Here is a 13,753-nt window from a genome sequence, read left to right on the forward strand (position 1 = left end):
CCGCTCATGAAGCGCCGAGGTCTGGCCGATTACCTGCCCCTGTCGCCGCTCCAGGAGGGAATGCTGTTCCATTCCCTCTACGACCACGACGCCGTCGACGTCTACATGCCGCAGACGGTCCTGGAGTTCCACGGCGAGCTCGACATCGAGGCGCTGCGCGTCGCCGTCCGCGCCCTGCTGGAACGCCACGTCAACCTGAAGGCCTGCTTCCGCACCCGCAAGAACCGGGGCGCGCCGGTGCAGTTGATCCCCGTCGACGTGGAGGTGCCGCTGCGCCGGATCGAGCTGGCCGACCTGCCCGAGGCCGACCGGGACGCCGAGCTGGAACGGCTGCTCCTGGCCGACCAGGCCGAGCGGTTCGACCTGGCGAAGCCGCCGCTGCTGCGGATCATGGTGATCCGCTGCGCCGAGGGCAGGACGCTGCTGGTGCTCACGCACCACCACATCCTGATGGACGGCTGGTCGGCGCCGCCGCTGTTCAGGGACCTGCTCACCCTCTACCGGCAGCACGGCGACCCGGCCGGGCTGCCGCCGGTGACCCCGTACAAGACCTACCTGGAGTGGCTGGCGCGGCAGGACGCCGACGCGGGGCGGCAGGCGTGGACGCGGGAGCTCCAGGGCCTGGACGAGCCGACGCTCGTCGCGCCCGAGCTCGGCGATCACATCCCGGGGCTGCCCGGCACGGTCACGGCCACGCTGAGCGCCGAGCTCACCGACGGCCTCACCCGGCAGGCGCGCCGGGCCGGGCTCACGGTCAACACCGTGGTCCAGGGCATCTGGGGGCTGGCCCTGGCCCGGCTGCTCGGCCGCGACGACGTGGTGTTCGGCGCGACCGTCTCCGGCAGGCCGCCGGAGATCGCGGGCGTCGAGGACATGGTGGGCCTGTTCATCAACACGGTGCCCGTCCGGCTGCGGATCACGCCGGGCGACTCGCTCGCCGACGTGTGCGGCCGGCTCCAGCGCACCCAGGCCGAGCTGCTGCCCCACCACCATCTCGGCCTGGTCGAGATCCAGAGGCTGGCCGGCGGCGGGACGCTGTTCGACACGCTGATGGTGTTCGAGAACTACCCGCCGGCGACCGACGCCGACCGCGACATGGGCGCGATGGTGAGCGTCGTGGGCACGGCGGGCACCGACGCCACCCACTACCCGCTGTCGCTCGCCGTGGCCCCCGGCACCGGCCTGGAGCTGCGGCTGGACTACCAGACCGACCTGTTCGAGCGGGAGTTCGCCGAGCGGGTCCTCGGCTGGCTGGTGCGGCTGGCGGAGTCGTTCGCCGACGACCCGGCCCGCCCGGTGTCCGGCGTGGACGTCCTGCACCCCGCCGAGCGCGAGCGGGTGCTGGTCACCAACAATGCCACCGCGCAGGAGGTGCCGCGCGCCACCCTGCCCGAGCTGTTCGAGGCCCAGGCCGCCCGCACTCCCGACGCGGTCGCGGTCGTGGCCGGCGGCGCCGCGCTCACGTACGCGGAGCTCGACGAGCGCGCCGGCCGTCTCGCGGCCGAGCTCGCCGCGCGGGGGGCCGGGCCGGAGCGCCTGGTCGGCGTGGCGCTGCCGCGCTCGCCGGACCTGATCGTGGCGATCCTGGCGGTCCTCAAGTCGGGCGCCGCCTACGTGCCCGTCGACCCCGACTACCCGGCCGCCCGCATCGCCTACCTCGTGCGGGACGCCGCGCCCGCCGTCGTCGTCTCGCGCTCGGACGTGCTCGGCGGCGGCGACCTGCCCGACGGGGTCGACACCCTGCTGATCGACGGCGACCGCGCCGCCGACCCGCCCGCCGTCCGGCTGCCCGCGCCGGACCCGGCGAACCCCGCGTACGTGATCTACACCTCCGGGTCCACCGGGACGCCCAAGGGCGTCGTGGTCACCCACGCGAACGTGGCGAACCTGTTCCACGACCACCTGGCCGGCCTGTACCGCCCGCTCGCGGGCGACGGGCGGTTCCGGGTGGCGCTGGCCGCGTCGATCTCCTTCGACGCCTCGGTCGCCGGGCTGCTGTGGATGCTGGCCGGGCACGAGCTGCACGTCCTGGACGACGACTGCCGCTACGACCCCGCCGCGTTCGTCGCCTACGCGCGGGCCAACCGGCTCGACCTGGTCGACGTGACGCCGTCGTTCGCCGAGCAGCTCGTCGCCGCCGGCCTGCTGGCCGAGGCGCCCCCGAAGGTGCTGGTCGTGGGCGGCGAGCCGATGAGCGAGCCGCTGCTCGACGCCCTCGCGGGCGCCACCGGGACCGCCGTCTACAACTGTTACGGGCCGACGGAGGCCACGGTCGACGCGCTCTACCACCGGATGGCCGGCGAGCGCGAGCAGGTCATCGGCAGGCCGCTGTGGAACGTGCGCGCCTACGTGCTCGACGCCCACGGCCTGCCCGTGCCGATCGGGGTCACCGGCGAGCTGCACCTCGCGGGCGCCGGGGTGGCCAGGGGCTACCTCAACCGTCCCGGGCTCACGGCCGAGCGCTTCGTGCCCTGCCCGTTCGGCGCGCCGGGGGAGCGGATGTACCGCACCGGCGACCTGGTCCGCTGGCGCGACGACGGCACCGTGGAGTACCTGGGCCGCGCCGACGAGCAGGTCAAGATCCGCGGCTTCCGCGTCGAGCTCGGCGAGGTCGAGAACGCCCTGGTCCAGCACCCCGGCGTGGCGCAGGCCGTCGCCGTCGCGCGGGCGGACCAGCTCGTCGCCTACGTCGTCCCCTCGGGCGGCGACGACGACGCGGCCGGCCGCCAGGTCGAGGAGTGGCTGAAGCTCCACGAGTCCATCGAGCACACCGACCTGGAGGAGACCCCGTTCGGCACCGACTTCGGCGGCTGGGACTCCAGCTACACGGGGGAGCCGATCCCGCTCGACCAGATGGAGAGCTGGCGCGCCGCCGTGATCGCGCGCATCGCCGAGTACCGGCCCCGGCGCGTCCTGGAGATCGGCGTCGGCACCGGCCTGCTGCTGGCCAAGCTCGTGGACGACGTGGAGACCTACTGGGGCACCGACCTGTCGCCCTCCGCGATCGCGCTGCTCGGCGAGCACGTCAAGGCCCAGGGCCTGACCAACAAGGTACGGCTGCGCTCCCAGCCCGCCGACGTGACCGACGGGCTGCCTGCCGGGTTCTTCGACACCGTGATCCTCAACTCGGTCGTCCAGTACTTCCCCAACGGCGCCTACCTGCGGCAGGTGCTCAACCAGGCGATCGACCTGCTCGCCCCGGGCGGCAGGCTGTTCGTCGGCGACGTCCGCCGCGGCGAGACCCTCCGCGCGCTGCACACCGCGATCCAGTTCGGCAGGGAGAACAAGGCCGCCGACCAGGCCATGCTCGCCGGCGTCGAGCGGGCGATGCGGCTGGAGCGGGAGCTGGTGATCGACCCCGAGTTCTTCACCACCCTGGCCGAGGAGAACGGCAGCGTCGGCGCCGTCGACATCCGGCTCAAGCGCGGCGCCGACCACAACGAGCTGACCCGGCACCGCTACGAGGTCGTGCTGCACAAGACGCCCGTCCCCGGCCGGTCCGTGGAGGCGGTGCCCGAGCTCGTCTGGGGCAGGGACGTGCACGGCCTCGGCGACCTGGACGGGCGCCTCGGCCGGCCGGTCCGCGTGACCGGCATCCCGAACGCGCGCCTGGTCAACGAGGTCGCCGCGGCGCAGGCGCTCACGCAGGGCGTGTCGCCGGAGCTGGTGCGGGCGCAGCTGACCGCCCCCATTCCGGCCGCCGACCCCGAGGCGCTGCACGCCTGGGCGGCGAGGACCGGCCACTCCGTCTACCTGACCTGGTCGCGCGGCCGGGCCGACGCCTTCGACGCGGTCTTCCTGCCGCACGCGGCGGCGCCCGCCGCGCTCGACGGCCTCTACCTGGCCCGGGCGGACAGGCGGTGGCCGGACACGGTCAACGACCCCGCAGGCGCGCGCCGCACCGGCGAGCTCGCCGTGTCGCTGCGGCGCTTCGCCGGCGAATGGCTGCCCGGCCACATGGTGCCCGCCGCGATCGTCGTGCTGGACGCCTTCCCGCTCACCGCCAACGGCAAGCTCGACCGGGCCGCGCTGCCCGCGCCCGACCTGTCCGGCCTGGTGTCGAGCGGCGAGCCGCGCAACGCCAGGGAGGAGACCCTCTGCCGGCTGTTCGCCGAGGTGCTGGGGCTGGACCGGGTCGGCGTCGACGACGGGTTCTTCGAGCTGGGCGGCAACTCGCTGCTCGCGATCCGGCTCGCCGCGCGGATCCGCTCGGTGCTGGGCCACGAGCTGCCGGTGCGCGTCGTGTTCGAGGCCCCGACCGCCGCTGCGCTCGCCCGGCGGCTGGGCTCCGACGCCAAGGACGCCGGGCTGGGGGTGCTGCTCCCGCTGCAGACCGGCGGGAGCCGGCCGCCGCTGTTCTGCGTGCACCCGGCGGGCGGCCTGGCCTGGCCCTACGCGCGGCTCATCGGGATGCTCGACGCGGACCAGCCCATCTACGGCATCCAGGCGCGCGGCATCGCCCAGCCGGACCTGAGCCCGCGCTCGATCGGCGAGATGGCCGCCGACTACGCCGAGCAGATGCGCACCGTCGCCCCCGAAGGCCCCTACCGCCTGCTGGGCTGGTCGTGGGGCGGCCGGATCGCCCACGAGGTCGCCGTGCACCTGCGCAGGTTCGGCCACCAGGTCGACCTGCTGGCGATGCTCGACGCCTACCCCGACGAGGAGCCGGGCGAGGTGCCGACCGAGGCCGAGTTCATCGGCAACATCCTGCGCGAGACCGGCGTCGACACCAGCGCCCTGGACGGCCGCCCGCTGTCGTTCGCCCTGCTGCGCGAGGTCCTCAGCGACATCGAGTCCCCGCTTCAGGCGATCAAGGACAACGGCGCGCCGCTGACGGACCTCGACGAGCCGACGCTGCGCTCGCTCTACCGCGTCTACCGCAACGAGGAGGGCATCGGATCTCAGCCGCCGGACGCCGCCTTCGACGGCGACCTGCTGTTCTTCACGGCGGCTGAGGGCAAGCCGGTGGCATCGCCGGGCGAGCTGTGGCGGCTGTACGTCGCCGGGAGCATCAAGGAGTACGAGATTTCCTGCGCACACCACCAGATGGCCGATCCGGGCCCGCTGTCCGAGATCGCCGCCCTGCTGAAGGCCCACCTCGGGCAGGTGAACCGATGAGCGCCACCCAGTCCTCCGAGCCGGTCAAGGACCCGGTCGAGAGCCCCGTCGAGAACATCGTCCCGCTGGGCCGCAACCGGGACTTCATGCTCCTGTGGACCGGCGCCGGGTTCACCTCGCTCGGCGCCATGCTCACCATGACGGTCTACCCGCTGCTGGTGCTCTGGCAGACCGGGTCCACCGTGGCCACCGGCCTCATCGCGGCGGCGACCTCGCTGCCGCACCTGCTGGTCCAGGTGCCCGCGGGCGCGTTCGTCGACCGGTTCGACCGGCGGCGCCTGATGATCCTCTCGGACCTCGGGTGCGTGGTCACGGCCGCCAGCGTGCTCGTCGCCGTCCTCGCCGACGCGATCTGGCTGCCCCACCTGATCATCGCCGCGTTCGTCCAGGGCAGCCTCAGCATCTTCTACGAGCTGGCCGAGCGCTCCGCCGTGCGCAACCTGGTGCACGAGAGCCAGGTGCCGGTGGCGCTGAGCCGCAACGAGGCCCGGATGCAGGGCGTGAACATGCTGGCCAACCCGCTGGGCAGCTTCCTGTTCAGCCTGGTGCGCTGGACGCCGTTCCTGCTCACCGTGGTCATGCACGTGATCTCGCTGGTGCAGCTGCTGTTCATCCGCAAGAGCTTCCAGGCCGAGGGCGCGCCGCCGCCGCGCGGCAGGCTGTACGCGGAGATCCGCGAGGGCGTCCAATGGGTGTGGGGGCAGCCGTTCCTGCGGGCTGCGATGACGCTCATCTCCGCCAGCAACATGATCTTCATGGGGATGACGCTGACGCTGTTCGCCGTCATCCATGACGGCGGCCACTCGCCCGCCATCGTCGGCCTCGTCGTCACCGCGGGCGGCATCGGCGGCGTGGCCGGCGCGATGACCGCCACCATGTGGCGCCAGCGGGTGACCATGCGCACGCTCGTCTGCGGCGGGCTGCTCGTCTGGGCGATCTGCATCGCGCCGCTCGCGGTGGTCACCGACCCGTGGCCGCTGGCCGCGGTGTTCGCGCTCAACGGGTACGTGTCCGGCGTGTTCAACGTCGCCGGCTCCGTCTACACCATGCAGGTGACGCCCGACCACCTGTTCGGCCGCGTGCTGAGCGTGATGATGACGCTCGGCTCCGGCGCGAACTTCCTCGGCAGCCTGATCGCGGGCGCCGCGCTGAGCTGGTGGGGCGTGACGAACTCGGTGTTCGGCATGACCGCGATGATGGGCCTGCTCGTCGTCGCCGCCGTGCTCAACCCGTCGGTCCGCGACGTCGTCAACACACCGCACGGAGGGCGGCTGCCGAGCGGCGGCGCGTGACCGCGCCCGTGCGTGAAGTCCCTGGCCGGGCCCCCGGTCAGGGACTTCGTCACGTCCGGGCGGGGGCTGTACCTAGTACCACCCGGAAACGGCAACAGGCACTCCCGACAGCCGCTCTCCCCGCTGCCACAGTGAAGAGCATGCTTAGTCGGATCGGCAGTTTCTGTTACCGCCGCCGAGGATGGGTTCTCGCGGCCTGGATCCTGATCGTCGTCGTGGGAGGGACGTCCGTCGGCCCCCTGCTCCACACCGTCAGCTCGGCCAACTACATCAGGGGCCTGGAGGCCGACGAGGGCCAGCGCGCCCTCGTGGAGGGCCGTACGCACGGCCGCGAGTTCACCACCGTGGTCGCCGGGATGGACCGGGCGGCCCCCGAGCTCGCCCGCGCGCTCGCCGACGTGCGGGCCATCCCCGGCGTGCACGCGGTCGGCGAGCCGTACGCCGGCGACCGCGGGACCGGCGCGGCCGTGCAGGTCCGGCTCGTGAAGGCCGGCGACCAGGGCGTGCCGCTGCGGCAGGCGCAGGAGCGCCTCGGCGACCTGGCCGAGGAGCGGCCCGGGGTGAGCGTCCGCTTCGGCGGGATCGACCTGATCTCCGACGACACGAACGCGATGGCGCAGCAGGACATGGCCAACGCGACCATGTACTCGCTGCCGATCACGCTGGTGGTGCTGGTCTTCGTGTTCGGCGGCCTGCTCGCCGCGAGCATCCCGGTGATCACGGCGGTGGCGACCATCGCCTCGTCGTTCGGGCTGATGCTGCTGGCGACCCGCGTCCTGCAGATCGACAACACCGTGCTCAGCGTCGTCGACCTGCTGGGGCTCGGCCTCTCGATCGACTACGGCCTGCTGCTGGTGGCCCGCTACCGGGAGGAGCTGGCGGCCGGACACGACCGGCCGGAGGCCGTCCGCCGGGCGTGGGCGACCGCCGGGCGCACGGTGCTGTTCAGCGCCCTCACCGTCGCCGCCGCACTGTCCAGCCTGCTGGTGATCCAGCAGCCCCGACTGCAGACGATGGGCGCCGCCGGCATCGCCTCGGCCCTGCTCGGCATGCTGGCCGCGGTCACCCTCGTCCCGGCGCTGCTCGGGCTGTTCGGCAAGCGGGTCAAGCCCGCACGGGTGCGGACCCGGCCGGACAACGGGGTGTTCGCCGGGATCGCCCGGGTCACCCAGCGCGTGCCGGTGCTCGTCCTGGCCGGCGTGCTGCTCGTGCTGGCCGTCGCCGGGAGCACGCTGACCGGGCTCCAGATCAGGATGGCCGGCGCGGAGAGCGTCCCGCCCGGCACGCAGTCGCTCCAGGTCGAACGCGAGGTCTCCGCCCACTACGGCTTCACCAGCAACCCGCCGCTGCGCGTCGTCGCCGAGACCGGCCCCGCCGAGCTGGCCGCCTGGAGCGCCGCCTTCCGCGACGACCCCGGCATCGCCAGGATCGAGCCGCCCCGCGCCGAGGGCCCCGGCCTGTCGTCCGTCGGCATCCTCGTCCACGGGGACCCGCAGGGACCCGCCGCCGAACAGGTGCTGGACCGGCTGCGCGCCGACCGGCCGGACGGCGTCCGCTCGTGGGTGACCGGCGAGACCGCCGGCATGTTCGACCTGCTCGACCGGACCTCCCGCGACCTGCCGCTCGCCGTCGCCGTCGCCCTGCTCGCGATGCTCGTGCTGCTGTTCCTCATGACCGGCTCGGTCGTCGCCCCGCTGGTCGCGGTCGTGCTCAACATCGTGTCGCTCGCGGCCACGTACGGCATGCTCGTCCTGCTCTTCCAGCACGGCCTGCTGTCCGGCCCGCTCGACACCCTGCCCGTCTCCGGGCTGAGCGTCTACCTGCTGGTCACCGTGTTCGCGTTCGGGTTCGCGTTCGCCATGGACTACCACGTGTTCCTGCTGGCCCGGATCAAGGAGTACGCCGACCGCGGGCACGACACCAACACGTCCGTACGCCACGGCCTGCAGCACAGCGGACGGCTGATCACCCTGGCCGCCGCCGTCATGGGCATCGTCTTCGCCTGCTTCGGCGCCTCGAAGATCGGCGACATGGAACAGCTCGGCGTGGCCCTGCTCGTCGCGGTGATCGTCGACGCCACGCTCGTGCGCTGCCTCCTGCTGCCCGCCACCATGACCCTGCTGGGCCGCTGGAACTGGTGGGCGCCGGGCCGGATGCGCCGCGCGCACGAGCGCGTCGGGCTGCGCGAGCACGAGCGCGACCCCCTGGCCAGGGTGTGATCACCGCGGGCTTGTCCCGGGGGCGGGCGCATGATTGCCTACCAACGGATTCGGCCGCAACGGGTGGAGAACGGGGAGGGCTCGTGACCGTCGGGGGACGGGTGTTACGCGCGCCGTGGCAGGCCCGCACCTGGCTGGCCACGTTCCAGATCGCCGCGGGCAGCGCCGTCGGGATGCTGGCGTTCACCGTGCTCAGCGTCGTCGGCTCCGCCGTGGTCATGCTCACCCTCGTCGGCGTCCGCTGGCTCCCCCTGTCGGCCCTGCTGTGGTGCGGGCGGACGTGCACGCGCATGCACCGCTCCCGCTTCGCCGCCCTGCGCGGCGCACCCATCCCGGCCGCCGTCCACCCGCCCCCCGAAGGCCAGGGCCTGCGCTCGGGCGTACGGGCCGAGCTCCAGCAGCCGGTGGTCCGCTCGCGCCTGGCCTACAGCCTGCTCAGCGGCCTGGTGCTCACACTGGGCGCGGCCGTCTCGGTGACGCTCTGGACGGCCGGCCTGCTCGGCGCCACGATCATCGGCTACGCGTGGGCGCTGCCGGCCCGCAACGGCTTCGGCTGGGGCCTGCACGAGCCCGCCACGCTGCTGGCGCTCACGGCGGCCGGGCTGCTGTGCCTGTTCGGCGCCCCGTGGGTGGTGCGCGGCCTGGCCGCCTGGGACGCCGCCGTCGCCACCCGCCTGCTCACCTCCACCCACGTCGACCAGCTCGCCCGCCGCGTCGAGGTGCTGTCGGAGAACCAGATCCGCCTCCTCGACGCCGCCGACGCCGAACGCCGGCGCATCGAACGCGACCTGCACGACGGCACCCAGCAACGCCTGACCTCCCTGGCCATGAACCTGGGCATCGCCAGGGAACTGCTCTCCGACCTCCCGCCGGACGCCCGCAAGCTGATCGCCGACGCGCACGAGGAGGCCAAGCAGGCCCTCACCGAGCTGCGCGGATTCGTCCGGGGGCTGCACCCTGCCGTCCTCGACGACCGCGGCCTCGACGCCGCGCTGTCCGGGATCGCGGCCAGGCTGCCGCTTCCCGTCCACCTCACCGTGGACGTGCGGCCACGACCCTCACGGACGATCGAGGCGGCGGCCTACTTCGTCGTCTCGGAGGCACTCACCAACGTCGCCAAGCACACGGAGGCCGACAACGTGCACATCGAGGTCAACCGGCGCGACGACCGGTTGCGCATCCGGATCGCCGACGACGGCGGCGGCGGCGCCAGCCTGGACAAGGGCTCCGGCCTGCGCGGGCTGCGCGACCGCGTCAGATCCGTCGGCGGCGAGCTGCGCATCGACAGCCCGGCCGGCGGGCCGACCGTGATCGACGTGGAGATGCCGTGCGTGTCGTGATCGCCGAGGACTCCGCGCTGCTGCGCGAGGGGCTGGTCCGGATGCTGGAGCTGGCCGGTATCCAGGTCGTCGCCACCGCCTCCGACTCCGACGGGCTGCTGGCCGCCGTCGAGGAACACCAGCCGGACCTGGCGCTGGTCGACGTGCGCATGCCGCCCACCCAGACCGACGAGGGCATGCGCGCCGCGCTGGTCGTCCGCGAGCGGTGGCCGCACGTCGCCGTGCTGGTGCTCTCGCAGTACGTGGAGGAGCAGTACGCCACCGAACTGCTCGTCGGGGAGTCCAGCGGCCTCGGCTACCTGCTCAAGGACCGCGTGGCGAACTTCCGCGAGTTCCTGGAAGCCGTGCGCCGGGTCGCCGCCGGCGGCACCGCGCTCGACCCCGAGGTGGTGTCGCAACTGCTCGTCCGCCGCAGGCCCGACAGCCTCTCCCGGCTGTCGGCCCGCGAGCGCGAGGTGCTGACCCTCATGGCCGAGGGCAAGTCGAACGCGGGCATCGCGATGGGCCTGGCGATCAGCGAGAGCGCCGTCGCCAAGCACATCAACGGCATCTTCACCAAGCTCGACCTGCCCACGACGGACACCGACCACCGAAGGGTGCTCGCCGTGCTGAAATACCTGAAGGCATGACCGCCTCACGCCGGGCCCGGGCGGGCTGGATCACGCTCGGCGCGGGGGCGGCGCTGCTCATCGCCGTGCTGATCGGCCTGACGCTGTGGTCCTGGCTGGCCAGGCAGAGCGAGACGCAGCGCCAGACCCACCAGCGCCCGGCCGCCCGCGTCACGGTGGACCTCAGGATCGGCGAGGTGCGCCTGCTCCCCGGCGAGGCCGGGCGGGTCGACGTCGAACGGCGGCTGACCTGGTCGGGCCCCCGGCCGGCGCTGACGGAGCGGTGGTCCGGCGACACGCTCGGCATCCAGGCGCGCTGCGACGAGGACCTGCTGATCGGGGCCTGCTGGGTCAGCTACACGATCCGGGTCCCGGCGGGGACCGCCGTGGAGGCGCGGACCGCCGAGGGCGACATCACGCTGCGCGACCTGACCGGGGAGCTGCGGCTGGCCACGGAGACCGGCGCGATCACGGGCACGGGGCTGCGGGCGGCCGACGTCGAGGTCAGCGCCCAGCTGGGCGACATCGCGCTGAGATTCGTCCGGCCGCCGGGCTCGGTGCGGGCGGATTCGCAGGCCGGGAACATCGACGTGGAGGTGCCCGAAAGTGACGGTTACGCGCTCGACATTCGCAGCGGCATCGGCGAGCCGGACGTCGGAGTACGCGCCACCGAAGGCGCGAAGAACAATATTTCGGTGCACAACAGTACGGGCGGGATACGGGTCGCGTATTTGGGGTCCTGACCAGCCGGGAGGCTCACGCCGGTCAGTCGCGGTCGCCGTCGGCCGGTCGCCCGGACGGGTCGTCAGCCGCCGGCTCCGCCCGCGCCCGGTTGGGGCACCCGGCGCATTCGCCGGGCTGCGTGCGGCGCAGCAGGACCGGGCACCATTCCCGCGAGTCCGTATCCGTCATGCACACATCGTGTCAGGTTTCCTGGCAGGTGTCGGTAAAGGGGGTGCTACTTCCCACCGGTAGCTAACTCCACCTCGGTCGTGGAGCAGGCACCCGGAGGGCCTCATTGAAATGCTGAAACGGCACCCTTTCATGAAATGCTATAGTCTCACTATATTTGGCGGGAGTATTGGAATTCTGTCCATTGACGGGCAGGATTAGCCTGCGTATCGAGCCATCCGGGGGATTTCGGCACGCGGCCCGTCCGGCCGCCGCACGGCTCGTCGACCCTGACTGTCAACACGATCGTCAGCGCGGCCGTCAAGACGGTCGCCGACGTCGTCCCCTCTGTCGCTGAAGGTGTGGAGGTTCGCCTGTGCTGAGCATCGCGATGAGCACGCTCCGGGAGCGGTGGGTGGCCTTCGTCGTGTCCCTCGTCGCCCTCGCCCTGGGCGTCGGCATCATCGCCACCATCGCGCTGGTGATGAACTCGGCCCTCACGGGCTTCCCCGGCCAGCGCGCCGCGCTGACCGGGACCGTGGTGCTGCTCAGCGTGTCGGCAGGGGTGACCGGGTTCGCCACCGTCTTCATCGTGGCCTCCACCTTCGCCCTGACGGTGATCCAGCGCACCCGTGAGCTGGCGCTGTTCCGGCTGATCGGCGCCACCCCGCAGCAGGTGCGGCGGATGATCGTGATCGAGGCGCTGCTCCTGGCCGCGATCGGCTGCGTGGCCGGGGTCGTGATCAGCCTCGTGGGCGCGCCGGTGCTGGCCTCGGTGCTGGCGTCGAGCGGCCTGGCGCCGTCCTGGTTCGAGGTGTCGATCTCGCCCGTGCCGCTCGTGCTGGTCTGCCTCGGCGGCATGGGGCTGACGGCGCTGAGCGTGTCGGTGGCCTCGCGGCGGGCGGCGACGATCCGGCCGACGCAGTCGCTGCGCGAGTCGGCCGGCGACCCGCCCGGGGCGCGGCCCGGCAGGTCCGCGCGCACCGGTTGGGGCGTCGCGCTCCTGCTGATCTCGCTCATGGGGATGGGCGTGGTCGCGGCCGTGCTGCCGGAGCTCGCCACGGTCCCCGTGGTCTACCTGTGGGTGCTGCTCACTCTGGTCGCGGCCGTGGCGCTGCTGGCCCCGGCCCTCGTCCTGCCCGTCCTGAGGCTGCTGACGCTGCCGTGGGCGCGCGGCGGCAGCGCGATCGGCACCCTGGTCCGGGAGAACACCCTCACGATGGCCCGGCGCACCGCCGCGACGACGCTACCCATCCTCATCACCGCCGGCATGTCGATCAGCCTGCTCGGCGCGCTGGAGACGATCGGCCACGCCCAGTCGGTCGAGGCGGGCGAGCGGTTACGCGCCGACTACGTGCTGGTGCCCGAGGGCGGCCCCGCCATCAGCGCCGAGGCGCTCGATCGGGCACGGAAGATCCCCGGCGTCCGGATCGCCCCGCTCGCGCCGACGACCGTCCAGGTCACCGGCGAGGCCGGGCTGGCCGACGGGTTCTGGGGCTACGCCACCGACGCCCAGCGGTTCGCCGCGATGACGTCGCTGCCGCTGATCGACGGCACGCTGGAGGACTTCGGGCCCGGCGGCATCGTGGTGTCCGACATCTGGGAGCTCGGCGCCGGGCAGCGCGTCACGGTCACGCCGGACGGCGGCAAGCCGGTCCAGCTCACCGTGGCCGCGGTCGTCGGCGACAGCGCCGGAGGCGGCGACTTCTACCTGGACGTCTCCGACACCGGCCCGCGCCCGGCCGAGGCCGCGTACGTGCAGGCCGGGGGCGAGGCCGCGGCGGCGCTGCGGGAGCGGAGCGGCGAGCTGGGGGCCTCGCTGCTGACCAAGGCCGAATGGGCGGCCACGGTGGGCAACAGCGACCAGGGCACCGGCGTGATCGGCATGCTGGTGACGCTCGGCATCGCGATCGTCTACAGCTGCATCGCCATCGTCAACACGATGGTCATGGCCGCCACCGCCAGGCGGCGCGACCTGACCCTGCTGCGGCTGCTCGGAGCCACGTCACGGCAGGCGGTGGCGGCGCTGCTCGCCGAGTCGGTCGTGATCGCGGCGGCCGCGATGGTGCTGGCCACCGCCGCGTCCGCGATCAACTTCGCCGGGCTGCTGGCCGCGCTGACCCAGGTCGTGCCCGGGGCCACGCTGGCCGTCCCGTGGGCGCCCGTCCTCGCGTTCGCCGCCACGAGCGCCCTGCTCGCCATCCTCGCCACGACGCTGACCGCCACGGCGGCCGTGCGCACGCCCGCCCCGTTGTCAGAGTGACGCGCCAGAGTGACGACAGAGT

Annotated in this window: 8 protein-coding genes; 7 read left to right on the forward strand and 1 reads right to left on the reverse strand. The window is 73.1% G+C overall.

What is annotated here, in order from left to right; all coding sequences use genetic code 11:
• The first annotated feature begins 6 nt into the window (after positions 1–6).
• The 6 genes from ACBI99_RS08975 to ACBI99_RS09000 all read left to right on the forward strand — a co-directional run bounded on the left by ACBI99_RS08975 (position 7) and on the right by ACBI99_RS09000 (position 11,320).
• On the forward strand, positions 7–5,118 hold the full coding sequence (locus ACBI99_RS08975; RefSeq protein WP_375072066.1) for an amino acid adenylation domain-containing protein: 5,112 nt from the start codon (positions 7–9) through the stop codon (positions 5,116–5,118).
• A complete protein-coding gene (locus ACBI99_RS08980) occupies positions 5,115–6,410 on the forward strand; it encodes an MFS transporter (protein ID WP_357587329.1) in 1,296 nt (431 codons plus the stop codon). Before ACBI99_RS08975 ends, ACBI99_RS08980 begins: the two co-directional genes overlap by 4 nt.
• Positions 6,411–6,550: 140 nt before the next feature.
• On the forward strand, positions 6,551–8,629 hold the full coding sequence (locus ACBI99_RS08985) for an MMPL family transporter (RefSeq protein ID WP_375072067.1): 2,079 nt from the start codon (positions 6,551–6,553) through the stop codon (positions 8,627–8,629).
• A gap of 83 nt (positions 8,630–8,712) precedes the next feature.
• Entirely contained in the window at positions 8,713–9,969 is a 1,257-nt protein-coding gene (locus ACBI99_RS08990; protein ID WP_375072068.1) for a sensor histidine kinase, read from the forward strand.
• Positions 9,957–10,598: a response regulator transcription factor gene (locus ACBI99_RS08995; RefSeq protein WP_308125896.1), complete on the forward strand. Its 642-nt coding sequence runs from the start codon at positions 9,957–9,959 to the stop codon at positions 10,596–10,598. Before ACBI99_RS08990 ends, ACBI99_RS08995 begins: the two co-directional genes overlap by 13 nt.
• Positions 10,595–11,320 (forward strand): DUF4097 family beta strand repeat-containing protein, encoded by a 726-nt coding sequence (locus ACBI99_RS09000; protein ID WP_219508240.1) that lies wholly within the window; start codon positions 10,595–10,597, stop codon positions 11,318–11,320. Before ACBI99_RS08995 ends, ACBI99_RS09000 begins: the two co-directional genes overlap by 4 nt.
• Positions 11,321–11,342: 22 nt before the next feature.
• Here ACBI99_RS09000 and ACBI99_RS09005 read toward each other — a convergent pair whose 3' ends face one another.
• Complete coding sequence (locus tag ACBI99_RS09005) at positions 11,343–11,489, reverse strand: hypothetical protein (protein WP_219508241.1); 147 nt, start codon at positions 11,487–11,489, stop codon at positions 11,343–11,345.
• A 355-nt stretch (positions 11,490–11,844) separates the two neighbouring features.
• Here ACBI99_RS09005 and ACBI99_RS09010 point away from each other — a divergent pair, with 355 nt between their 5' ends.
• Positions 11,845–13,731 (forward strand): ABC transporter permease, encoded by a 1,887-nt coding sequence (locus tag ACBI99_RS09010; protein ID WP_375072069.1) that lies wholly within the window; start codon positions 11,845–11,847, stop codon positions 13,729–13,731.
• Positions 13,732–13,753 lie beyond the last annotated feature (22 nt).

Origin of the sequence: Nonomuraea sp. ATR24 (genome assembly GCF_041950485.1) — a bacterium.
GTDB lineage: Bacteria > Actinomycetota > Actinomycetes > Streptosporangiales > Streptosporangiaceae > Nonomuraea > Nonomuraea ceibae.